25 protein-coding genes and 1 pseudogene are annotated in these 22,035 nt (G+C 61.1%); 23 read left to right on the forward strand and 3 right to left on the reverse strand.

Annotation, left to right across the window (positions count from 1 at the left end):
• Window positions 1-69: 69 nt before the first annotated feature.
• Window positions 70-576, reverse strand: coding sequence for a 30S ribosomal protein S9 (gene rpsI, locus ACIP9X_RS06850; RefSeq protein ID WP_102973654.1), 507 nt, complete (start codon window positions 574-576; stop codon window positions 70-72).
• A 36-nt stretch (window positions 577-612) separates the two neighbouring features.
• The gene (gene rplM, locus ACIP9X_RS06855) at window positions 613-1,056 is read right to left on the reverse strand and encodes a 50S ribosomal protein L13 (RefSeq protein WP_400478972.1); all 444 of its coding nucleotides are present in this window, start codon (window positions 1,054-1,056) and stop codon (window positions 613-615) included.
• Between the two features lie 299 nt (window positions 1,057-1,355).
• Between rplM and ACIP9X_RS06860 the strand changes: the two genes are divergently transcribed.
• From ACIP9X_RS06860 to ACIP9X_RS06950, 19 genes and pseudogenes are all read left to right on the forward strand, one after another.
• On the forward strand, window positions 1,356-2,021 hold the full coding sequence (locus ACIP9X_RS06860) for a prepilin peptidase (protein WP_400478973.1): 666 nt from the start codon (window positions 1,356-1,358) through the stop codon (window positions 2,019-2,021).
• A 270-nt stretch (window positions 2,022-2,291) separates the two neighbouring features.
• Window positions 2,292-2,498 carry a Flp family type IVb pilin gene (locus ACIP9X_RS06865; protein ID WP_400478974.1) on the forward strand — a complete coding sequence of 69 codons (207 nt, stop codon included), beginning with the start codon at window positions 2,292-2,294 and terminating at the stop codon, window positions 2,496-2,498.
• 93 nt (window positions 2,499-2,591) lie between these two features.
• Window positions 2,592-2,981 carry a TadE family protein gene (locus tag ACIP9X_RS06870; protein ID WP_400478975.1) on the forward strand — a complete coding sequence of 130 codons (390 nt, stop codon included), beginning with the start codon at window positions 2,592-2,594 and terminating at the stop codon, window positions 2,979-2,981.
• Window positions 2,969-4,066 (forward strand): pilus assembly protein TadG-related protein, encoded by a 1,098-nt coding sequence (locus ACIP9X_RS06875; protein ID WP_400478976.1) that lies wholly within the window; start codon window positions 2,969-2,971, stop codon window positions 4,064-4,066. Before ACIP9X_RS06870 ends, ACIP9X_RS06875 begins: the two co-directional genes overlap by 13 nt.
• Before the next feature lie 20 nt (window positions 4,067-4,086).
• Entirely contained in the window at window positions 4,087-4,854 is a 768-nt protein-coding gene (locus ACIP9X_RS06880) for a Flp pilus assembly protein CpaB (protein WP_400478977.1), read from the forward strand.
• Window positions 4,851-6,056, forward strand: coding sequence for a CpaE family protein (locus tag ACIP9X_RS06885; RefSeq protein WP_400478978.1), 1,206 nt, complete (start codon window positions 4,851-4,853; stop codon window positions 6,054-6,056). Before ACIP9X_RS06880 ends, ACIP9X_RS06885 begins: the two co-directional genes overlap by 4 nt.
• On the forward strand, window positions 6,053-7,546 hold the full coding sequence (locus tag ACIP9X_RS06890) for a CpaF family protein (RefSeq protein WP_400478979.1): 1,494 nt from the start codon (window positions 6,053-6,055) through the stop codon (window positions 7,544-7,546). The genes ACIP9X_RS06885 and ACIP9X_RS06890 overlap by 4 nt, the downstream gene beginning before the upstream one ends.
• A 2-nt stretch (window positions 7,547-7,548) precedes the next feature.
• A complete protein-coding gene (locus ACIP9X_RS06895) occupies window positions 7,549-8,490 on the forward strand; it encodes a type II secretion system F family protein (protein WP_400478980.1) in 942 nt (313 codons plus the stop codon).
• 15 nt (window positions 8,491-8,505) lie between these two features.
• Window positions 8,506-9,384, forward strand: a complete 879-nt coding sequence (locus ACIP9X_RS06900; RefSeq protein WP_400478981.1) for a type II secretion system F family protein — start codon at window positions 8,506-8,508, stop codon at window positions 9,382-9,384.
• A gap of 266 nt (window positions 9,385-9,650) precedes the next feature.
• The gene (locus tag ACIP9X_RS06905; protein ID WP_400478982.1) at window positions 9,651-9,875 is read left to right on the forward strand and encodes a Flp family type IVb pilin; all 225 of its coding nucleotides are present in this window, start codon (window positions 9,651-9,653) and stop codon (window positions 9,873-9,875) included.
• Between the two features lie 77 nt (window positions 9,876-9,952).
• Window positions 9,953-10,090: pseudogene (locus tag ACIP9X_RS06910) on the forward strand (TadE/TadG family type IV pilus assembly protein); the annotation flags it as partial.
• 15 nt (window positions 10,091-10,105) lie between these two features.
• The gene (locus tag ACIP9X_RS06915; RefSeq protein WP_400479057.1) at window positions 10,106-10,327 is read left to right on the forward strand and encodes a hypothetical protein; all 222 of its coding nucleotides are present in this window, start codon (window positions 10,106-10,108) and stop codon (window positions 10,325-10,327) included.
• Complete coding sequence (locus ACIP9X_RS06920; RefSeq protein ID WP_400478983.1) at window positions 10,315-11,343, forward strand: pilus assembly protein TadG-related protein; 1,029 nt, start codon at window positions 10,315-10,317, stop codon at window positions 11,341-11,343. The genes ACIP9X_RS06915 and ACIP9X_RS06920 overlap by 13 nt, the downstream gene beginning before the upstream one ends.
• A 41-nt stretch (window positions 11,344-11,384) precedes the next feature.
• Entirely contained in the window at window positions 11,385-12,167 is a 783-nt protein-coding gene (locus ACIP9X_RS06925) for a Flp pilus assembly protein CpaB (RefSeq protein WP_400478984.1), read from the forward strand.
• Window positions 12,164-13,357 (forward strand): CpaE family protein, encoded by a 1,194-nt coding sequence (locus tag ACIP9X_RS06930; protein WP_400478985.1) that lies wholly within the window; start codon window positions 12,164-12,166, stop codon window positions 13,355-13,357. Before ACIP9X_RS06925 ends, ACIP9X_RS06930 begins: the two co-directional genes overlap by 4 nt.
• Window positions 13,358-14,938, forward strand: coding sequence for a CpaF family protein (locus tag ACIP9X_RS06935; RefSeq protein WP_400478986.1), 1,581 nt, complete (start codon window positions 13,358-13,360; stop codon window positions 14,936-14,938).
• Between the two features lie 5 nt (window positions 14,939-14,943).
• The gene (locus ACIP9X_RS06940) at window positions 14,944-15,876 is read left to right on the forward strand and encodes a type II secretion system F family protein (RefSeq protein WP_400478987.1); all 933 of its coding nucleotides are present in this window, start codon (window positions 14,944-14,946) and stop codon (window positions 15,874-15,876) included.
• 7 nt (window positions 15,877-15,883) lie between these two features.
• Window positions 15,884-16,771 (forward strand): type II secretion system F family protein, encoded by an 888-nt coding sequence (locus ACIP9X_RS06945; RefSeq protein WP_400478988.1) that lies wholly within the window; start codon window positions 15,884-15,886, stop codon window positions 16,769-16,771.
• 106 nt (window positions 16,772-16,877) lie between these two features.
• A complete protein-coding gene (locus ACIP9X_RS06950; RefSeq protein WP_400478989.1) occupies window positions 16,878-17,330 on the forward strand; it encodes an Hpt domain-containing protein in 453 nt (150 codons plus the stop codon).
• Window positions 17,331-17,374: 44 nt separating this feature from the next.
• Here the strand turns inward: ACIP9X_RS06950 and ACIP9X_RS06955 are convergent, their stop codons facing one another.
• Window positions 17,375-18,154, reverse strand: coding sequence for a response regulator transcription factor (locus tag ACIP9X_RS06955; RefSeq protein WP_400478990.1), 780 nt, complete (start codon window positions 18,152-18,154; stop codon window positions 17,375-17,377).
• 377 nt (window positions 18,155-18,531) lie between these two features.
• Here ACIP9X_RS06955 and ACIP9X_RS06960 point away from each other — a divergent pair, with 377 nt between their 5' ends.
• The 4 genes from ACIP9X_RS06960 (at window position 18,532) to ACIP9X_RS06975 (ending at window position 22,031) form a co-directional block, all read left to right on the forward strand.
• On the forward strand, window positions 18,532-20,094 hold the full coding sequence (locus tag ACIP9X_RS06960; RefSeq protein WP_400478991.1) for an ATP-binding protein: 1,563 nt from the start codon (window positions 18,532-18,534) through the stop codon (window positions 20,092-20,094).
• 173 nt (window positions 20,095-20,267) lie between these two features.
• Window positions 20,268-20,852: an alternate-type signal peptide domain-containing protein gene (locus ACIP9X_RS06965; protein ID WP_400478992.1), complete on the forward strand. Its 585-nt coding sequence runs from the start codon at window positions 20,268-20,270 to the stop codon at window positions 20,850-20,852.
• A 31-nt stretch (window positions 20,853-20,883) separates the two neighbouring features.
• The gene (locus tag ACIP9X_RS06970; protein ID WP_400478993.1) at window positions 20,884-21,438 is read left to right on the forward strand and encodes a hypothetical protein; all 555 of its coding nucleotides are present in this window, start codon (window positions 20,884-20,886) and stop codon (window positions 21,436-21,438) included.
• Window positions 21,435-22,031 carry a signal peptidase I gene (locus ACIP9X_RS06975; RefSeq protein ID WP_400478994.1) on the forward strand — a complete coding sequence of 199 codons (597 nt, stop codon included), beginning with the start codon at window positions 21,435-21,437 and terminating at the stop codon, window positions 22,029-22,031. Before ACIP9X_RS06970 ends, ACIP9X_RS06975 begins: the two co-directional genes overlap by 4 nt.
• Window positions 22,032-22,035: the final 4 nt, after the last annotated feature.

Genomic DNA, 22,035 nt, shown 5'->3' on the forward strand with positions numbered 1-22,035 from the left:
CCGTGAACAGGACATAACGGCAAAAGCCCGCCCCGCCGAATGGCGGGACGGGCTTCTGGGCAAGCGGATTTAGCGCTTGGAGTACTGCTGAGCCTTGCGGGCCTTCTTGAGACCGGCCTTCTTACGCTCGATGACGCGGGCGTCACGGGTGAGGTAGCCGGCCTTCTTCAGCGTGGCGCGGTTGTTCTCGACGTCGATCTCGTTCAGCGAACGGGCGATGCCGAGACGCAGTGCACCGGCCTGGCCGGAGGGGCCACCGCCGTGGATGCGGGCGATGACGTCGTAGGCGCCTTCGAGATCGAGGATCTTGAAGGGCTCGTTGACGTCCTGCTGGTGCAGCTTGTTCGGGAAGTAGTTGTCCAGCTCGCGGCCGTTGATGGTCCACTTGCCGGAGCCCGGCACAACGCGGACGCGTGCAACGGCTTCCTTGCGGCGGCCAACAGCTGCGCCGGCAACGGTCAGTGCCGGGCGCTCCTTCTTCGGGGCAGCCTCGGTAGCGCCGCTTTCCGAGGTGTAGCTGGTCAGGTTTTCCTCAGCCTCAACGGCTTCGGTGGTCAGTTCATCGTTCTGAGCCACGGTTCTCCTTGTAGATAAAAGTGTTGGTGGCCAGGACTACTGGGCGACCTGGGTGATTTCGAAAGTCTTGGGCTGCTGGGCTGCGTGCGGGTGCTCTGCACCGCGGTAGACCTTCAGCTTGCCCAGCTGCTGTGCAGCGAGGGAGTTCTTGGGGAGCATGCCCTTGATGGCCTTCTCAACGGCGCGGACCGGGTTGGATTCCAGCAGTTCCGCGTAGTTGACGGAGGTCAGGCCGCCCGGGTAGCCGGAGTGGCGGTATGCGCGCTTCTGCTCCAGCTTGGCGCCGGTGAGGGCAACCTTTTCAGCGTTGATGATGATGACGAAGTCGCCCATGTCCATGTGGGGAGCAAAGGTCGGCTTGTGCTTTCCGCGCAGCAGTGTTGCGGTCTGGCTGGCAAGACGACCCAGGACAACGTCGGTGGCGTCAATGACGTGCCACTGGCGGTTGATATCGCCGGGCTTCGGGGTGTACGTACGCACGGTGTTTGCCTCGTTCTTGTTCTGGCGTTCTTGTTTTAGGCGTCACACGGGGTGCGCCTACTATCTATGCGCGACCGGAACAGAGGTGAGGGCTCTATGTAACCAGTAGTCCCGACCATGTCCGCCGAGTTAGCGATCCTGCAACTGGATCCCCGGGCGGGCACGCATCATCGAGAAAGGACACGCACAACGACTCCCAAGAATAGCGCGAACGGGGCTTCAGGGTCAAAATGGGGTATCCGGTGGCTGGGGCTGGGAGGCTCTCGCGCGCGCCGGGCCTTTCCAGCCAGGGAGATTTCGTGTCCACAGTAAGCATTGCCGCAGGATCAGGGCCACTCTTCGCCGTCGCGGCGGGCCTGCTCGGCGTGCTTCTCTGCACGGTCACTGAGGTGCTCATCGCCCGGTCACTCCCCCGTCTCGGCGGCCTGCCGTCCATGCGGACAAGAATTACGACGGCGGCACTCACCGGGGCTCTGTACGCCGCCTTGGCTCTGCGAGTGGGAGGCGACTGGTCACTGCCGGCCTTCCTGGCCCTTGCGGTGCTCGCCGTGCAGCTGGCGCGGATCGATCTGGCCCACCACCTGCTCCCCAACCCCCTCGTTCTGGCCCTGCTCATCGCCGGCCTGGCGCTCTTCACCGTGAGCAGCACCGCCTCCGCAGGCTGGTCCCCCCTGCTGCGGGCAGTCATCGGAGCGGCGATTTTGTTCCTTGTCTACCTGGTTCTGGCCCTTATTTCTCCCAGCGGCATTGGAATGGGTGACGTGAAGCTCGCCGCGCCCGTGGGCCTGTACTTGGGTTACTTGGGCTGGAGTCACCTGTTCTACGGAGGCGCTCTGGGCTTCGTGCTGGGCGGTATTTTCTCCGTCGTTTTGATTTCGTTAAAGCGCGCGGGGAAATCCTCGGAAGTGGCCTTCGGGCCATCCATGCTTGCGGCGACACTCGGGGTCGTTTTGTTCACGGCCTGACGCCTGCTTTACACGACCCGAACGGCAATTCACAGGACATAAAAGCCAGCCCCGCTTATCAATCCAAGTAGTTTTCCAACCTTGGAGTTTCCTAACTGCGTACCGCCTTGAGGGGATTACTTGTTAGCCCCCTGGGAAATTCGGGTATGGCTACGCATTGTTGCTTTTCCGCCTCGATGCAATTCTTTTGCTATCGAAGCGCCGGCCCTTCGCGGATATGGGGGGAGCCGGAGTTCGATGAATTATTCCATCGAATTTAAGGAAATTACAATGACTACTCTCATGGTCTCAGTTCTTGCTTTCGTTTCGGGAGTTAAGGACCGTGTGTCATCGGAAAAGGGCGCCACAGCGACGGAATACTCGCTGCTTATTGCGTTCATTGCATTCGCCATCGTCATCGGCGTCGGCGCCTTCGGTACGGCTTTGAACGGGTGGTTCGACGAGCTGGGCGACCACGTTGCCCTTTGGTCCAACTAAGCGCTCATCGTCCCATACGGTGGTGCGCCGCCTCCTCCATCTAGTCGCGGCGCATCACCATCTTCCAGGTGTAGCTATTCTCGGGGAGAACCAGTGGAACCCAGCAGTTTAAGAACAACTTGGCGCGATCGCGGGGCAGTCGCCGTCGAATTCGCACTCGTTGCCCCAATCCTCCTCGCCCTGGTTGCCGGCATCGTGGAGTTTTCACACGCCTACAACCTGCAAATCTCCGTCACTCAGGCCGCCCGTGAAGCCGCCCGAACCATGGCCATCAAAGACGACCAGACCAAAGCCGCACTGGCTGCGATTGCCGGAGCTCCCGGGTTGAATGGCGACGACTTCGAGCTGGCCTTCTCGCCAGCGGCCTGCAGCGACGAAGACGACATCACCGTGACTGTCACCTATCCAGCAGCCACCTTGACGGGCCTCTTCGGCAGCACCGTCACCGTCACCGGAGTAGGGGCAATGCGATGCGGCGGCTGAAAGATGATCCACAACAGCCCGGGAGCGAGCGCGGCGCGGCCGGCGTCCTCGTTGCTGTCACGATGCTCGTGCTCATCGGCGCAGGCGCCCTGGCAGTGGATGTTGGCCAGATCTATGCGGAACGTGCGCAATTGCAAAATGCGGCAGATTCCGGCGCGCTGGCCGTGGTCGAAACCTGCTACGAAACTCCCTGCAGCCAACAAGACGCGGAATCCATTGCCGAAAGCTTGGCCAACGCCAACTCCAACGATGGCGAGTCAAACGTTGCCGAGGTCGACCTATCTGTGGCCAACCACGTGACTGTCCGGACCACAACTCAAAGCGGCAGCAACAGCTTCCTCACAAAAATGTTTGCCAGCGCCCTGGATGCACCGGCCGTGACCGTCGGCGCGCACGCTACGGCCACCTTCCTCTATCCCCCGACCGGGGTCTCCATCCTGCCGCTGGTGTTTGCTACATGCGAGTTCGTGGATGACGGAGAGCCTCACAAGATACTCACTCACGGCGGTTCTGCTGGCAGCTCAACTCCAGCCAAAGAAAGCCCGCCCAAAGAAAGCGACGACAAGGGCAAGGGTAAGGAGAAAGACGACATTTCCGGATCCGGGCCCAAGAACCCCGCGGACTGCAACTCAACGAACCCCTCCGGACAGATCGTTCCGGGTGGCTTCGCCTGGCTCAAGCCTAATCGTGATGTGGAGTGCGAAGTGAAAGCCACCGTCGGTGAGTGGAGCGACGGCAGCGAAGGGCTCGCCATACCAACGGAGTGCAAAGACCTTTTCGATCCGGACGCGACACCATCCCTGAAGGACCGGACGGTGGCACTCCCCGTCTATGCCTACACCTGCGAAGGAATGGCCAAGTGCACCGGCAGCCACACGGAATACATGATTCAAAAGTGGGCCGGCTTCAAAATTGAACGCTGGAACTTTCCAGGGCACAGTTATGACCCCTCCCCCGGGATATTCGCCGGCGGGGAAACCGGGCTCTATGGAACTTTTGTTGGATATGCAGCCGATCCCTCCCTGTTTACAGGCGGATCAACAACTCCAAATGGCAACGTCGTTGTCATTGATCTTATCGATTAATCCTTTTCGAGGGGGATAAAGTGAAAACTCGCCTACTGGGAGGCATCGCCGCATTAATTGTGGCAATAGTCGGAACTGTTTTTTTGGTCACCTATGTTCAGAACGCGGACAAACGTGCCTTGGCCGACACCGAAACGGAAACCGTCTACGTCGTCGAGAAAGCAGTCGCTGCAGGCACCGGAGTGGACAAGATGTCAGACGCCGTCGTCAAGAAGGAAATTCCGAAGCTGGCCGTCGGAGCTGGAGCCGTCACCGACCTTAACGAAGTCGTCGAAAAAGTCACCGCAGTGGCCCTGGTGCCCGGTGAGCAGCTGCTCTCCGCCCGGCTGGTAGATGCTGATGCATTCCTGGGGCCATCCCGGGTCAAGGTGCCCGTCGGCATGCAGGAGATCACCTTAAAGCTCCCCATTGAGCGGGTCGTTGGCGGAAAGATCGCAGCTGGCGACACCGTGGGCGTCTTCCTGTCAGCAGAAGCCGCCACGGGCGGTGCCAGCGGGACGCAGTTGACGTTCCACAAGGTTCTGGTGACCGCTGCCCAGTTCAGCAACGGCAGCGCGGCCAAGACACAGGATGACACGGCAGATGGGGAAAAGACGGCCGGCGCCCTCACCGCCAAGAAGTCGGACACCTCAGATGACACTTACATGATCACGCTGGCCCGTAACGCTGCCGATGCCGAACGAATCATTTTCGCTACCGAATTTGGAAGCGTCTACCTCTCGAAGGAGCCGGCAAACGCCGTCGAGGCGAGTTCAGGGGTCGTTACCAGCGCAAGGCTGTTCCGATGAGCCGCTTCGTTCTCATTTCGCCAAACGCTGACTTCGAACACAGGATGCAGCTGGCCGTGGCCGGCATGCACGGCTCCCTCCAGGTGTTCCAAGCCGATTATCTTCCCGACGGTCCTCACGAATTCCTCCGCCAGCTCGTGGGCGAACCTCCCGAAGTCCTCGTACTGGGTCCGGGGCTTCCCGAGGAGGGGTCCCTCAAGCTAGCGGCGGTTATGGATCTCCAGTACCCCGAGATCAGTGTGATCCTCGTAGTCCCGGAAACCACCGAAGTAGTGCTGCAGGCGATGAGGTCCGGAGTCCGTGACCTCCTCGATCCCGTCGCAGACCCGGACTCAATTCGGGTCCTGTTGGAGCGCGCAAGCCTCGCCGCTGCGGGCCGCCGTCGGGGTTTGGCTCCCGGAACCTCAGAGCACGCCGACCATGGAGCCGGCGGAAGGGTCATCGCGGTCATGTCCCCTAAGGGTGGTGTCGGCAAGACCACGGTGGCAACGAACCTGGCAGTTGGTCTTGGAAAATCCGCTCCCATGAGCGTCGTGATCGTGGATCTTGACCTTCAGTTCGGCGACGTAGCCAGCGGACTTCTGCTGGATCCTGAACACACCATCACTGACGCCGTAGTGGGGGCCGCCAGCCAGGACTCTATGGTCCTTAAGACGTACCTGACCGTCCACCCGGCGGGCATCTATGCCCTCTGCGCTCCGCGGAACCCGGTGGAGATGGACAGGATTTCGGGTGAGCACGTCGCCAGGCTGATCAATCAGCTCCGCGAGGAGTTCCACTACATCGTAGTTGACACCGCTCCGGGACTCGGAGAGCACGTCCTGGCGACGCTCGAGCAGGCTACCGATGCTGTCTGGATCTGCGGCATGGACGTCCCCAGCATCCGGGGTCTTCGGACCGGTTTCCAAATCCTCAGCGAGCTCGATCTGGTTCCCAACCAGCGTCATGTCGTGCTGAATATGACCGACCGGCGCGGCGGCCTCACTCTGCAGGACATTGAAGCCACCATTGGCGCCCCTGTGGACGTTGCGCTCCCCCGGTCGAAGACGCTGCCCTTCTCGACGAACAAGGGTGTTCCGATTCTGCAGGAAGGCAGCCGGGATCCGGCCGCGAAAGGGCTCCGCCAACTGGTGGAACGGTTTAAACCCGACTGGGAAGAAAGACCACACAAGAAGCTCCATCGAAGGGCGGTAGTCCAGTGAACCTCACAGACCGGTTTCAGCAGCTCCGCGGCGAGTCCAAGGCTGAACCCAAAACACCTGAAGTCTTCGAGGGCGTGTTCCAGCCGAAACTGGCTCCGGCAACACTTGGCCAAAAGCACGAAGCGCAGACCGCCGAAGCAGCGGCAAACGCTAACGCCGCCCTGGAGCAGCCGCAGCCCGTATCTGTGGCCAGCGAAGCCTTGAACGCGCTGAAGGAACGGGCCACCCAAAGCCTGTTTGAACGTCTCGGTTCGCGGATCACAGATTCTTCTCTCGAGGATGAGGCGCTGCACCAATTTGTCCGCGACGAACTGAAGATTGTGGTGGACGAGGAACAGGTTCCACTGTCCACCACGGAACGGCAGCGCCTGATTCGGGAAATAATCGATGACGTTCTTGGCCACGGACCAATCCAGCGCTTTCTCGATGACCCCACCATTACTGAGGTCATGGTGAACCGCTTCGACCAGGTCTACGTGGAACGCCAAGGGCGCTTGCAGATGACGGATACCAAATTCACGTCGGACAATTCCTTGCGAAGAGTGATAGAACGAATCGTCTCGAAGGTGGGGCGGCGTATCGACGAGTCCTCCCCTCTGGTGGATGCGCGGCTGGCTGACGGATCACGCGTCAATGCCATCATCCCGCCCTTGGCAGTGAACGGACCTGCTCTCACGATCCGCAAGTTCGGCCGGGATCCGCTCACGGTCCAGAACCTTATTTCCCTGGGGAGCCTCTCGCCTGAGATGGCGGAACTCCTACAGGCCTGCGTTCGGGCGCGAATGAACATCATCGTCTCGGGTGGTACTGGAACGGGAAAGACGACGCTCCTCAATGTGTTGTCTTCCTTCATCCCTTCCGATGACAGGATCGTGACGATCGAGGACGCCGTCGAGCTTCAGCTGCAGCAGGACCACGTGATCCGCCTCGAAAGCCGTCCCCAGAACATTGAGGGCAAAGGCGAGGTTTCCATCCGGGACCTTGTGAGGAATTCACTGCGAATGCGGCCGGACCGGATAGTGGTCGGCGAGGTCCGTGGCGGCGAGTGCCTGGACATGCTGCAGGCCATGAACACCGGCCACGACGGCTCCATCTCCACGGTCCACGCGAACTCTCCTCGGGACGCCATCGCCCGCTTGGAAACGCTGGTGCTGATGGCAGGAATGGACATCCCCCTCCGTGCTATCCGCGAACAGGTTGCCTCTGCCGTGAACCTCATCGTGCAGATCACCCGTCTCCGCGACGGCTCCCGCAGGGTCACCCACGTGACTGAAGTCCAAGGCATGGAGGGCGACATCGTGACACTCCAAGACGCTTTCGTCTTCGATTATTCCGCTGGAATCGACGCCAACGGGCGTTTCCTGGGTAGGCCAGTACCCACCGGTGTCCGACCTAGGTTCACGGACCGTTTCGCTGAGCTTGGTATCGAGGTTTCGCCAGCTGTCTTCGGGGCTGCAACGTCCGGTGGCCTACGCGGAAGGGGGCGGTAGGCGTGGGCGACACCGGCATTTTCGTTGCCGGCCTCGTTCTGGTCTATTTGGCCATCTTTCTCCTCTTCGGGGTGGTGCTGAAATCACAGTCGGCTCTGCCGCTCTCGCGGCGGCAGCCCGATGCACCCGCACAAAAGTCGATGCTGAGCCGGATGACAGACCACGCTGTCGGAGCTTTGGACAGGGGCATAAAGAAGCGAGGTCCGGGGCTGCTGAGCCGGGACCGGTTGGACGAATGCGGGCTTAAGAAAGATCCGGGCGATTACCTGCTCACGGCTGGCATCATGACGCTGACGTTTGCGGTCGTCGGCTTCTTCCTCGGCGGATTCTTCGCTGCGGTCATGGCGACCCTGCTGACGCCCTTGGCCCTCCATCTTCTGCTGAATCTGCTGGCTAGCCGACGCCGGGGCCAGTTTGATCAGCAGGTGCCGGACACTCTCCAGATGTTTGCCGGAGGCCTGCGTGCCGGGCATAGTCTGCTGCGGGCTGTGGACGCGGCCGCCCAGGAAAGCCAACCGCCCATGTCGGAGGAACTGAGCCGGATCGTCAACGAGACCAGGATTGGCCGCGATCTCGGTGAGTCACTGACTGACGTTGCCAGCCGAACCAGAAGCGAGGACTTCCTCGCCATTTCCCAGGCCATCGAGATTCACCGCGAGGTGGGCGGCGATCTGGCCGAAGTGCTGGACCACCTCGGCGATACGGTCCGTGACCGTAATCAGCTGCGGGGCCAGGTTCGCGCCTTGAGCGCGGAGGGGCGGATGTCCGCCATCGTCCTCATGGCACTGCCGATCGTGATGTTCATCGGACTCACCCTGCTCAACGACATGTACTCCCGCGTTTTTACCAGCACCCTCCCCGGCTACCTCATGATCGCGGCCGCCGCCGTGCTGCTGACAGCGGGCGGCTGCTGGCTCAAAAGCATCGTCAAACCGAAATTCTAGAAAGGAGCCATCGTTATGCAACCTCCTGCTTATGCAGCGATTCTGGCCGTGATCGCGCCGCTTACGGTCATGACGTGGTTTGCCTTCACTGGCGACCGAGCCGGCCTTCGCAACGTTCAAGCCAACCTAGGCAGGACCTCCAAGGCCAAGGGTCCCTCGCTCAGCGCCAACGAAAGACTCGTGTTGGCAAGCCAGCGAATCATGCCGAAGGGCTACGCCGGTTGGCTGGACAAACAGCTGGCGGGTGCGGGTCGTCCGAAGGAGTGGCCTCTGGCCAGGCTCATCATGGTCAAGCCCCTCCTGGCTATTGCCGGTGCGGTGATCGGTTATCTGTATTTTGCGGGATCCCCTTCGGCTCCCCGCTTCCTCGCGCTGCTGGGTATCACGGCAATGTGTTACTTCACCCCGGATCTGCTGGTGCGCAACCGTGCTCAGAAACGCCGGGCCGCGATACGACTGGAGCTGCCGACGGCACTGGACCAGATGCTCATTTCCGTCCAGGCGGGTTTGGGGTTTGAAGCGGCGATGGGACGGGCCGGAGCGAACGGCTCGGGACCGATGGCTGAGGAGCTGGTCCGGACGCTGCAGGACATCCAGGTGGGTCTTTCCCGCAAGGACGCTTACCTCGCTATGTCAGAGCGTGTAGATGTGCCGGACGTGCGCAGCTTCATACGGGCAGTTGTCCAGGCAGACGCATACGGGGTGGCTATCGCAGGCGTTCTCAAGGCACAGGCGAGCGACATGCGCATCAAGAGGAAGCAACGTGCCGAGGAACACGCGATGAAGATGCCGGTGAAGATGCTGTTCCCGCTCATCTTCTTCATCCTGCCCACGCTGTTCATCGTGGTCCTCGGGCCGACAGTCATGAGCATCATCTCGATATTCAGCGGCTGACTACTTCCTCTAGCACCAAGCTGCCCAACTAGTCGGCGGCCGCGCAAAGACCGGACCCCCTCGGATCCCAGCACCGAGGGGGTCCTTTTGTGTGCTGGAAAGGTAGCACATGCAAGGTTGACGCAGTGTAACCGCAGGAAATGCACAGCTTGGGAAAGCTTGGCGCAGGAACTGGCAAATTGCGTACTACTGAGGGAAAACTCGTTGCATTCTATTTACAGAGCTGGTGACGGACCAGCTTCCCTTCACTCGCTCAGGAGTTCAAAGTGCTTGCTCTTTATACCAACATCTATGCCCGCCTCCACCGCAATGAAAAGGGTGCTACCGCCGTTGAATACGGAATCATGGTTGCCCTGATCGCCGTTGCCATCATCGTCGCAGTAACCGCCCTCGGTGGCAGCCTGACTGACATGTTCCAAGGGGTTAAGTGCCAGATCGGCAGCCCGACGACGCCGAAGTGGGATGCGGTCGCAAAGGCCTGCAAAGCGTAATTAGCCAACGGCAAAAGCCTTCGGCGGCGGTTTACGAACCGCCGCCGATTGCTAAACCAATCACTGAGAGGCTCCGCATGTCGAGGGCATCCGAGCGTGGTGCAACCGCGGTCGAGTTTGCACTCCTAGCCCCTGTACTTGTCCTGATCCTGCTCGGAATCATGGAATTTGGCAGGGCTTACAACGCACAGACAACGTTGACCAATGCCGCGCGAGAAGGTGTCCGCAGCATGGCGATCAATAACAGCCAGGCGGCCGCCCGGACTGCCGCAAAGAACGCGGCGACCCAGCTCAACCCAGTTCTGACGGATGACAACATCACCTTTAGCACAGCGAACTGCACTGTCGGCGCGCAGATGACCGTGACTATTAACTACACGCTTACCACGATGACCGGCATAGCCGGTCCATTCGCCATGTCGGGAAAAGGAACCATGCTGTGCGGCGGCTAGCGGCTCCTAAAGACAAGGAACGTGGCGGAATTGCTGTTATCGTCGCAATTCTGATGGTGGTGCTACTCGGCTTCGCTGCTATCTCCCTTGACATCGCACTGCTTTACTCTGAGCGGGCCCAACTGCAAAACGGGTCGGATTCGGCGGCATTCATGCTGGCGCAAAAGTGCGCGAAGAACGAAAGCGACCCCGAATGCTCTCCCACCTCGCCCCTGGCAGCGGACCTGGCAAATAAAAACGCCGTGGATAGCCTCAGCAACGTGAAGTCCATTACCCTCGATAAGCTCAACCGCACCGTCGAAGTAACGGCCGGCGCGAAAGAAGCGGGAGGCACCACAAACAGTGTGTCCCTTTTCTTTGCCGGAGTCCTCGGAATCCCAAACGCAGAAGTGTTAGCCACGTCAAGCGTGCGATGGGGAAGTCCCCTTGAGGGCACCACGCCATTCCCATTAGCCTTCTCAGTTTGCCAGGTTTCGGGCATGGTAAACGGCGCACCTCAGTTGCTGCAGAATCATAACTCCAATGCCAACACGGACTGCAACTTGGGTCCCGCTGGTAAAACAGTCCCGGGCGGCTTCGCCTGGATCGTTCAAAGCACCGGTCAGTGCGGCGGCTACGTCAACCTGGCTGTCAACCAGAGCGGCAGCGACACCGGCAACGACGGTCCCTCGAATTGCGATGCAATTCTGAACAAATGGGCCGCTGATCTTGGCTCCGGGAAAAGTGTCACCATCTTGCTACCCGTTTACGAAGACGTCAGCGGAACCGGTTCCGGGGCCTCCTACGATCTGTTGGCTTTCGCATCTTTCAGTGTTCAGGGCTGGAAGTTCAGCGGCGTGGACAAGTTACCTCTGGTGTACAACAACGTTCCAGCTGGGGGAGACAAAAACTTGGAGTGTAAGGGTGAGTGTCGGGGCATCATCGGCCAGTTCGTCAAGTACGTTTCGCTTACGGACGGCTACAAGCTTGGTCCGGTCAGCCCTTACGGCGCCACAGTCGTGGAATTAACCAGCTAGTCAGTGCAAATCCATTGATTCAAAAACCCCAGGAGCAGTTCGTGAAGTCTCGGTTGTTGGCAGGAGCGGCAGCGGCGGTCCTCGCCATCGTCGGTGCGATGTTGGTCATCTCCTACGCCCAGGGCGCGGACCAGCGAGCCGTCAAGGACCTTGAGCCTGTAGCGGTGCTGGTCGTGAAGACGGCCATTCCGGCCGGTACTCCTGTCGAATCCATGACGGCTGCTGTGACGACCGAACAGCTGCCGGGCACTGCAGTCACCGACTCTTCGCTCAAGTCACTCGACGGTTCCAAGGGTAAGGTGGCCGCCGTCGATCTGGTGCCGGGAGAGCAACTCGTGGCAGAACGCCTGGTCGCACCTGAGGAGCTAAAGACGCAGGGCTCGGTGAAAGTGCCCGCTGGCCTGCAGGAGGTCTCCTTCAAGCTGGAACCGGACCGCGTCGTCGGCGGCCGACTGGCTCCTGGTGACCACGTCGGTGTATTCGTCTCGATGGATGAAGGCGGACTTGAGGACAGGGCAGACAAGGAAACCACCAAACTGACCGTGCGCAAGGCCCTCGTAACGGCCGTTCAGCGAGCGCCGGAAGCGGCCCCCACTGCCGCCCCGGCTCCGACAGCCACCGCCAGCACTGACCTCAATGCAGCCGATCCCCGGGATACCACCCTTCCCGTGGGGTCGCTCATGCTCACCGTCGCCGTCAGCGATGTCGATGCAGCCAAGATCGTTTTCGCCGCCGAATACGCCAAGATGTGGCTCAGCAAGGAGCCCACCAACGCCAAGGACAGCGGTCCCCGGATCATCCAGCGGAGTGAGGTTTACAAGTGAGCCGCTTTGTCCTGATCACTCCGAACGCGGACTTTGACAGCCGCCTGCGGCAGGCAGTGGCTGGTGGGCTGCAAGGCGGGGTCCAGACGTTCTTCACGAACGTCTTGCCGGCTGGCCCCTACGACCTGTTTGCCCAGTTGAACCAAGAGCAGCCGGAAGTCCTCATCCTCGGCCCGGATGTGCCCATTGACGAGGCTCTACGCCTAGCCACAGTGCTCGACGTCCAGGTGCCGGAACTGACTGTCCTCCTGGTCAGCGAGCCTGACCCGGAGCTCATCCTGCAGGCCATGCGCGCCGGCGTCCGCGACATCCTCAGCCCGTCCGCCGACCCCGACCAGTTGCGTGTGCTGCTGGAGCGCGCCTGCCAGTCGTTCGCCAGCCGCCACCGGATGGGACAGCCGCAGCAATCGCATAGCAGCAAGGGGCGGGTGATCGGCGTCTTCTCCCCCAAAGGCGGAGTGGGTAAGACCACCATCGCCACCAACCTCGCGGTCGGTCTGGGCAAGGTTGCTCCAATGAGCGTTGTGGTAGTGGACCTTGACTTACAGTTCGGCGACGTCGCGTCCGGACTCTACCTGAACCCGGAGCACACTGTAACCGATGCAGTGTCCCCCGCGGCCAGCGAGGACACCCTTGTGCTCAAGGCGTTCCTCACGGTTCACCCTTCGAGCATCTATGCCCTGTGCGCACCGGATAACCCAGTTGAAGCCGACCACATCGCACCTGAACAGGTCACCCGTCTGCTCGAGCAGCTGGCGGAAGAATTCCAATATGTAGTAGTAGACACCGCACCCGGCCTGCCGGAGATAGGACTTGCCGCCATGGAGGCCTGCACTGACGTAGTTTGGGTCAGCGCCATGGACATTCCTAGCGTTCGCGGCCTGCGTTCCGGCCTGGACATCCTCCGCCAACTCGACATTTTGCCCGAGGGAAGGCACGTAGTCCTCAACATGGCGGACCCAAAATGCGGACTCTCTGTTCAGGACGTTGAATCCACAATCGGTGCTCCTGTCGATGTCAGTGTCCCGCGTTCCCGTGCCGTCGCCTTTTCCACCAACCGCGGTGTTCCGGTCCTTCAGGAAGCCAAGAAGGATCCGGCAGTCAAAGGCCTGGACCAGCTCGTGGAACGGTTCAGCCCCGCCGGCCAAGCCAAGGGCGCACGCCAAAGTCACCGAAGGGTGGTGATCTAAATGAAGCTGTCCGAACGCATTCAGGCCGCCCAGGCGAAGTCCCAGCCTGCTGCTGTCGCCCCAGTGGCGGTGGCAGCCGCAGTTGCCGCCGCCCCGCCTCCCGCGGTGGCTCCTCTCCGGCCCCGGACCGGGAGGAACCTTCCCGAGGCGCGCACAGATGCCATGGCAACTGCCCCCGCAGTGCGGCGTGACTCCGGCCAGCCGAAGCCGGCCCGGCAGGAAACGGCAGCTAAGCCAGCACAGCCGTCGGCTGTGCTTAAGGAAGCCATCAAGCCCAAAGCCCAGCAGCCGGTGGATGCCTTCGCCGCCATGAAACAACGGGCGGCAACTGCGCTGTTTGAACGGATGGGAGCGCGATTCAACGACTCCGCCATCACGGAAAATGAGCTGCGTAGCACCGCCCGGGAGGAGCTCAGCCGCATCATCGATGCCGAGCAGGTTCCGCTGACTGCTGAGGAACGCTCACGTCTTGTCGCGGACGTGGCCGATGACGTGCTCGGCTACGGTCCGCTGCAGCGGCTTCTAGATGATGCAGCAGTCACCGAAATCATGGTCAACCGGATGGACCAGATATACGTGGAGCGCAAGGGCCAACTGACCCTGACCGAATCCCGGTTCAGCTCGGAGGAGCACCTGCGCAAGGTCATTGAGCGCATCGTGTCCAAGGTGGGACGGCGCATCGACGAGTCGTCTCCGTTGGTTGACGCCCGCTTGGAGGACGGCTCCCGTGTCAACGCCGTAATCCCTCCGCTGGCCGTGGGCGGTTCCTCGCTTACGATCCGTAAATTTAGCAAGGTGCCCCTGACGGTTAAGAACCTCATCGACTTCGGAACCCTCACTCCGGAAATGGCAGAACTCCTCAACGCCTGCGTCAAGGCCAAGCTGAACATCATCGTCTCGGGTGGTACAGGAACGGGTAAGACCACGTTGCTCAACGTGCTTTCGTCGTTCCTTCCGGGCAACGAGCGCATCGTGACCATCGAGGACGCGGTGGAACTCCAGATCCAGCAGGAGCACGTGGTACGTCTGGAAAGCCGGCCCCCGAACACCGAGGGCAAGGGCGAGGTCACCATCCGCGAACTGCTCCGGAACTCGCTCCGTATGCGGCCTGACCGCATCGTGGTGGGCGAGGTCCGTGGCGGAGAATCCCTCGATATGCTCCAAGCGATGAACACGGGCCACGACGGTTCGCTGTCCACCGTCCACTCCAACTCGCCCCGGGACGCCGTGGCCCGTTTGGAGACCTTGGTCCTCATGGCCGGAATGGACCTGCCGCTGCGGGCCATCCGCGAGCAGATCGCCTCGGCCGTGAACCTCATCATCCAGATCTCCCGTCTCCGGGACGGCACCCGGCGCATTACGCACGTGACCGAGGTCCAAGGCATGGAGGGCGACATCGTCACGCTCCAGGACGCCTTCGTCTTCGACTATTCGGCGGGCGTGGACCAGCACGGGAAGTTCCTGGGCTCTCCCGTTCCCACAGGCATCCGTCCGCGGTTCATCGACCGCTTTGAGGATATGGGCATCCACGTCTCGGCTGCCGTCTTCGGCGCCCCCCTGGCCTCGAACGGAAAGCAGTAACATTCATGGTCCTGACCCTTGGCATCATCCTGGTGATTGCCGCCATCGTCCTTGCTGGCGTGGCGGTGATGATCCCGCGTACCCCGACAGTGCCGTTGGACCGGCGTCGGCCATTCCGCACCGAATCAGATTCGCAGCTGACGCGCTTCGCAGGATCAGCAGTTCAGGGAATTGAGCGCTTCCTTGGGAAGCGCAACTTCCGCTACTTCAACCGTGAGACCCTCGAAAACGCCGGGCTGCGCCTGAGCCAGGCAGACTTCCTGCTCCTGGTGATCATCGGAGCCTTCGTGGGGGCAATGATGGGTCTCGTCGTCGCCGGACCCTTGCTGGCCGTCCTCCTGGTCATCGCGGCGCCCTTCGCTGGCCACCTGGTACTTGGCTTCCTCACGGGCAAAAGGCGGACGAAGTTCGGTGACCAGCTAGGCGATACCCTGCAATTGCTGTCCGGCAGCCTTCGTGCCGGGCACAGCATCCTGCGGGCCATTGATGCCGCAGCCAACGAATCGCAGGCTCCTACCTCCGAGGAAATGCGCCGGGTCGTTTCGGAGACCAGCCTCGGCCGGGACTTGCTCGTGTCACTCAACGACACCGCGGAGCGCATGCAGAACGAGGACTTCGTCTGGATCTCCCAGGCCATCCAGATCAATCGCGAGGTGGGCGGCAACCTGGCCGAAGTCCTGGACCAGGTCAACGAGACCATCCGCGAACGCAACGAGATCAAAGGACACATCAAAGCCCTGGCCGCCGAGGGCAAGTTCTCCGCCTACATCCTCATGGCACTCCCCATCGGCATCGTAGCCATGCTGACGCTTGTCAGCCCGGGCTACATGGACAAGATGTTCACGCACCCGCTCGGCTGGGTCATGATCGTTGCCTCGATCATCCTGATGACCATCGGCGGTCTGTGGATGCGCAAGATCATTGACCTGAAGTTCTGAGGCTGCCGTGAACGCGATGATTCTCCTTTCCCTCCTCCTGGTCTGCCTGCCGCTTGCCTACCTCGCCTGGTCCCTGCTCTCCGCGGATAAAAAAGGCCAGGCAGTTGCCCGCGAAATCCTGTCCAGGGGCGCGCACCGTGCCGAAGAAGTGGAGAAGAAAACCAGCCTCGGCACCCTTGAGAAGATCGGCCGCCGGCTCACCCCCACGGCCTACGTGCAGAAGCTCGACCATCTGCTCTCCCTCGCCGGCCGCCCGGCAAACCTTCCACTGGGCCGCGTCCTCGCAGCCAAGCCTGCCCTGGGTCTCGTGGGCGGCCTCGTCGGGCTATGGCTCAGTTCCATCGCCACGACGCCGATCATCAAGCTCGTGGGCCTGTTCATCCTGTTCCTTGGCTACTTCATTCCCGATCTGCTGCTCTACAGCAAGGGGCAGGAGCGGCAGAAGGCCATGCAGCTGGAGCTCGCCAACACCCTGGACCAGATGCTCATTTCCGTGGAAGCCGGCCTCGGCTTCGAAGGAGCCATGGCCCGGGCAGGCGAGAACGGCAAGGGCCCGCTGGCGGAGGAACTGGTCCGGACGCTGCAGGACATGCAGGTAGGCCGCAGCCGGCGGGAGTCGTACCTGGCCCTGGCCGAGCGCACAAACGTTCCAGAGCTGCGCAGCTTCGTCCAGGCAGTGGTGCAGGCCGATACCTACGGAATCGCCATCAGCCGCGTCCTGAGGGTCCAGGCGAAGGTGATGCGCGTCAAGCGCCGGCAGCGCGCGGAAGAGAAGGCCATGAAGCTGCCGGTCATGATCCTCTTCCCGCTGCTGTTCTTCATCTTCCCGGTGCTCTTCATTGCCATCCTCGGCCCCGCAGTCATCAACACAATCGAGACGTTTAGCGGTCAGTAGGCCCCGGATTCCGCAGGGTTCCCACGCAACACAAGGAAGCCGCAGGGTTTCCACAGGATCCAAGGTAGATCAGCTTTTTCACAAGGTCAGAAAGTAGCCTTAACTCATGTCCACTTCAGGTTCCAGCACAGGCGACGGCGGCGCTCAAGGCGTCTGCCTGCCGGAGGCCGGGGCCACAGATGACGAGCCGGAACAGCCGCAGGGCCTCCCCATCCTGGACCTCAAGGTCCTTCAGGAGCTGGCGGAGGACATGGGCGGCAGCGGCGTGGCCCGTGCGTTCGCCAAGGACTATATCGGTATCTGGGACAAGCGGCAGGGATACCTGGAGCAATCAGTCCGGAACAACGATTCCGAGCTCGCGATGGACGCGGTCCTGAGCCTGAAGAATTCCGCGTTTATGGTTGGCGGGTTACAGCTCGCCAGCCTGGCCGTGGAACTGGAGCGCCTGATCAGGGCAGGCGACCTCCCCGCGGTGCGAAGCTTGCTGCCGGTGGTCGCACAGACCGGCCACGACACCGTCACTGCGTTGAAGAAGACCTACCTGCGCCACGGACGCTGAAGCCCAGTCACCAAGACAGAGCTACCACCAACAGACGCGGAGAGCTACTCGGCCTGCTTAGGAGCCAGCCGGTACCCTACGCCGCGTACCGTAACGAGCCACCGCGGATTGGCAGGATCCTCGCGGAGCTTGCGGCGCAGGTTGCCGATGTGCACCTCGACTGCCCGCTCGTCCGCTTCGCTGATGTAGGTGTCCTCGCCGTAGAACTCTCCGCGGACCACGCGGACCAGGTCAGCGCGGGTGCGTACAGCCCCATTCCCCTTCAGCAGTTCCTGCAGGAGGTCGAACTCGCTCCTGGTCAGGCCGACTGGCATGCCCCGAAGTGCAACCGTCCGGGTCTCCGTGTCGAGGGCCAGACCGTTGTGCTGGAGCACCTTGCCCCGCCGTATGGTTCCGGTTCCGCCGGCTCCGCCGGTCCGCAGCACCGGCGGCTCAGCCTCCTCGGAGGGGCCCTGCCGGGGCCGTCGCATCATCGCCTGAATCCGCGCCCGAAGTTCTCGCGGCCGGAACGGCTTGGTGATGTAGTCATCGGCGCCGCCCTGCAGCGCGGTTATCGTGTCCAGCTCCTCGTCCCTGCCAGTAAGCATGACGACGTACGCGTCGCTGAACTGTCTGATTCTGCGCAGGACCTCGAAACCGTCGATGTCCGGAAGACCTACGTCAAGTGTGATCACATTGACCCGGTGTTGACGCGCTACGTCAACCCCATCACGTCCCGTGGCTGCCGAGTGCACCTCGAAGCCAGCCTGCTGAAGAACCGCGCCAAGCAGATTGCGGACGTCGTCGTCGTCCTCAATCACCACGGCCACGCCAAGTTCGCCCACGACTACCCCATATCAGGTAAAACCACCGCATCACCCAGCGCAATGCGGTAAGCAGTACCAGATTACCTAGGCTACAACGTCTAAGTGTCCAGAGACCGTAATTCTGCATATCTTTTGCAAGGAACCCGCAGAAGTCGTTGCAGGGAAGGAACCGGAAGCCAGCAGGCACTGCAAACACAGGTGAATTGGTGTGCATAATGGCACCATGGGTGGGTACAAAGAAATACGGTCTCGCGTTGCAATAGTCCACCCCAAGGGCGGGTGCTCCGGTGGGTGAACATGTACTGGTCGGTGACACCGACCGCTTTTTCAGACGGCTTCAGCGAAGAGTGCAGGTTGCCCTCTGCCAGCTTCCGGTAACGCTTATTCTTGCTGCGATGGCTATTGCTGCGCCTGCCATCTGGCCCACGCTTATTGAAAGCCCCGTCTTTATCGCCTCCATTATCCTGATGGGCGCCTTGTTCCTAGCCTGTTTTGTGATTCCGTGGGAGCGGCTTCCGGCCAACGCCTATCTCGTCATCCCGATTCTGGATCTGGTGGTCATCGGGCTGGCCCGCAACGGCGCCGTTCCGGCAGTGCCGGGGCTTGGAGTGCTGGCCATCTTTCCTGTCATCTGGCTCTCTGCCTCCGGGTCGTACGCCCGCACCTCAATCTTCCTCAGCTTCTTCGGGACCCTGCTCATCACAGCGCCGTCAGTACTGCAGAAGTTTCCCAACATTTCACCATCGGACGTTGCCACGGCAATTCTGCTTCCGCTGATGATGCTCGCAGTTTCACTGGCAATACGGTTCGCGAGCGCCAGCGTTCGCATTCAGCGCCGGCGGCTGGAAATAAAGGATGCGGAACTCCGCGAGCTGCTCATTCAGAGCAGGAGTCGCGAAAAGCTCCTCAAAACCATCCTGGACACTATTGACGTCGGCATTGTCGCCGTTGACGCTGAAGGCCGTAAAGTGCTCGTCAACGATCAACAAAAGGTGTTCCAGCAGGCTGCTTCCCCCGCCGGGTCAGTCACGGAAAACCAGGAATCGCTGCAGCTCATGTTTGGGCAGGATAAAGTCACCCCGCTGCCCGAGGATAAGCGCCCGATTAACCGGGCCATCGCGGGTGAAACCTTTGCCGACTATTTGGTGTGGCTCGGTGAGGGCAGTTCCCGCCGCGCCGTTTCGACGGCGGCGCGGATCATTCAGAACGACGACGGCGGGTTCAGCGGCGCTGTCATCGTTTATACCGATGTGACGGGACTTGTTGAGGCCCTGTCTGGCAAAGAAGAGCTGATCTCCAACGTCTCCCATGAATTCCGAAGCCCGCTGATGTCGATCTTGGGCAATGTTGACCTGGTGCTGGACGAGGCGGATGCCCTGTCAGCAGCAGCAGCACAGCGACTGGAAGTTGTACAGCGCAATGCCGAACGACTCCTCGAGCTGGTCTCTGACTTGCTCGTCTCAGCTTCGACGGTGCTGGCGGTCCACCCACGGCGGACTGATTTGGCCGGTCTGGTTCAGACAACCATAGGATCGGCTCAGGCACAGGCCGACGCGTCCCATGTCTCTCTTCACACGGACGTTCCGGCACCCCTCTGGGCGAACGCGGATCCCCTTCGCATCTCGCAGGCCCTGGACAACCTCGTATCCAACGCCATCAAATACTCGCCCGACGGCGGCGAGGTAACCGTCAGCGCCCGCACCGGCGAGGACTGGGTGCAGCTGGAGGTCCAGGACACGGGGATGGGCATCAGCGAAGAGGAAGCGTCCCGGATCTTCACGCGGTTCTTCCGCACCCAAGCTGCCCGCCAGGCGGCAATCCCCGGAGTGGGCCTGGGCCTTTCCATCACCAAGACCATCGTGGAACGCCACGGCGGCAATATCACCTGCCAAAGCAAACCCGGAGCCGGGACCACATTCACCATGACGCTGCCGGCCGAAGACGCCCCGCTCTCCTAGGACACCTGCAAAGGCGAGGCGCTGCTTCACGTGCCTATGCAACGGTGCAGTTCCGCCAATCTTGATGGAAACCTTGGAGAATCCATGGTGACTTCTTGACGCTGTGTCGACAAAGTCTTCCCTAGGGCAGCCAGCCCACCGACTCATCAAAGAGAGCCCCGGGGGGACTTCACATGAATAAAGCAATAAAGGGCGCCATCGCCGCCGGCGCAGCAGGCATGCTGCTTCTGGGCGGAGCCGGCACATTCGCGACCTGGCGGGACTCCGCCACAGTAGACGCCAGTACGGTATCGACCGGTCAGCTCAGCCTGTCGGCTGCTGAAGGCAAGTGGACCGAAACAGCCGCTCCCCTAGTACCGATCGATCCTGAAACTTTTCAGATCGTGCCGGGCGACAGTATCACCTACACAACTACCGTGACGGTTAAGGCTGAAGGTGAGAATCTGAAGGCAGTGCTTGCAGTTCCCGAGACCTTGGCGGCTGAGGTCACTAATGACGTAGATCCCTCGGAGACGGTGGTTCCGGAGGAGCTGCTTGTCACGATGAATATTGACGAGGACGGGGTTAACGGACTTGGCGTTTCACCAGACGACGACCTGACCGAGGCGAACAACGTGCTCACGTTCGCGGATGAGAAGACGTACACCATCCCGGTGACCATCACCGTCAACTTCCCGCTCGGCACTGCCTCCACGCAGGATCAGAACCTGAACGTAGACCTGACCAAAGCCTTGGCCTTTACGCTTCAGCAGAAGTAACGCTATCTAGCCGCCCTGGACTATAAGTTCGATGAAAAGCAGACTATGGCTCACGCTCGTGGGGACGGTAGTGCTCGTCGCAATGACCACGATGAGCACCACCGGAGCTTTTTGGAGTGACGAGGCCGTAGTCGATGCTGGAACCCTCCCCACCGGCAGCCTTGTGCTGCTGGCGGGCGGAGATCCAGAAGCCTACGTTTTCGACGCGCTCAACGCCGTCAATCTGGCTCCGGGACAATCCGTTCGCGCACCACTGACCATTAGCAACGGCGGGAGCACGGATATGAAGTACGGATTGGCTTCAGTTGCCACAACAGCGGAAAGCGCCGCTGATCAAGAACTGTCAGCCGCACTCCTGCTAACAGTAACTGTTGCCAGTGACTGCGGTGAGACTCCTCCTGCAGGAGAGCCTCTGGTCAATCAGATCCCGCTCAATTCAGCACCTGCATTCTCAGGCAGGGCGCTGACGCCGTCAGTTTCGGAAACACTTTGTATCGAGATTGCCCTTGGCCCGGACGCACCCGTCGCGGCCGCCTCAGGCACTACATCCATTAGCTTCACCTTCAGGGGGGATCAGAGATTGTGAGCGAGGGGAAACGGGGTGCCGAATCGAACGTAACCGGCGTCGGATGGTGGCTGCGGCAGGTTGCCTCCTGGGTGTTGCTGCTGACGATGCTGGCCCTGCTGGCGGCGACCATTGCCGTACCGAAACTCACCGGCTCCACTCCGTACACGGTCCTCACCGGGTCGATGCGCCCCAGCATGCCACCCGGCAGCCTCGTCGTCACCAAACCCGTAGAACCTGCAACCCTCAAAACCGGTGACGCTATTACCTACCAGATCCGTTCAGGTGAGCCCGAGGTTGTCACCCACCGGATTGTCGCGGTATCGCATTCACTGGGAGGAGACACCACTTTCGTAACCCAAGGCGATGCTAACCCGGCACCTGATGAAGCGCCCGTCAAAACGGGGCAAATCCGCGGTGTCGTGTTGTACAGCATTCCACTGCTTGGCTACGTCAACCTGTGGCTGACTGGCGAACAGCGTATTTGGGGGGTCGGCACCGCTGTGGTCCTGCTGCTCAGCTACTCTGCCTTGATGTGCACCTCAGCCGTCATCGAATCGCGACGGTCTAAAAGGGTGACCGATCCTGCGAAAAGTACGGTTGGGGCAGCATGAGCAG

It is taken from the genome of Arthrobacter sp. NPDC093125 (genome assembly GCF_044754225.1).
Taxonomy (GTDB): domain Bacteria; phylum Actinomycetota; class Actinomycetes; order Actinomycetales; family Micrococcaceae; genus Arthrobacter.

What these genes read in the sequence shown, in the direction of transcription:
- ACIP9X_RS06935 (WP_400478986.1), top strand. Translation starts at nt 13,358, where the DNA reads ATGAAGCTGTCCGAACGCATTCAGGCCGCCCAGGCGAAGTCCCAGCCT.
- ACIP9X_RS06865 (WP_400478974.1), top strand. Translation starts at nt 2,292, where the DNA reads ATGACTACTCTCATGGTCTCAGTTCTTGCTTTCGTTTCGGGAGTTAAG.
- ACIP9X_RS06885 (WP_400478978.1), top strand. Translation starts at nt 4,851, where the DNA reads ATGAGCCGCTTCGTTCTCATTTCGCCAAACGCTGACTTCGAACACAGG.
- ACIP9X_RS06950 (WP_400478989.1), top strand. Translation starts at nt 16,878, where the DNA reads ATGTCCACTTCAGGTTCCAGCACAGGCGACGGCGGCGCTCAAGGCGTC.
- ACIP9X_RS06940 (WP_400478987.1), top strand. Translation starts at nt 14,944, where the DNA reads ATGGTCCTGACCCTTGGCATCATCCTGGTGATTGCCGCCATCGTCCTT.
- ACIP9X_RS06900 (WP_400478981.1), top strand. Translation starts at nt 8,506, where the DNA reads ATGCAACCTCCTGCTTATGCAGCGATTCTGGCCGTGATCGCGCCGCTT.
- ACIP9X_RS06960 (WP_400478991.1), top strand. Translation starts at nt 18,532, where the DNA reads ATGGCTATTGCTGCGCCTGCCATCTGGCCCACGCTTATTGAAAGCCCC.
- ACIP9X_RS06965 (WP_400478992.1), top strand. Translation starts at nt 20,268, where the DNA reads ATGAATAAAGCAATAAAGGGCGCCATCGCCGCCGGCGCAGCAGGCATG.
- ACIP9X_RS06915 (WP_400479057.1), top strand. Translation starts at nt 10,106, where the DNA reads ATGGCGATCAATAACAGCCAGGCGGCCGCCCGGACTGCCGCAAAGAAC.
- ACIP9X_RS06875 (WP_400478976.1), top strand. Translation starts at nt 2,969, where the DNA reads ATGCGGCGGCTGAAAGATGATCCACAACAGCCCGGGAGCGAGCGCGGC.
- ACIP9X_RS06970 (WP_400478993.1), top strand. Translation starts at nt 20,884, where the DNA reads ATGAAAAGCAGACTATGGCTCACGCTCGTGGGGACGGTAGTGCTCGTC.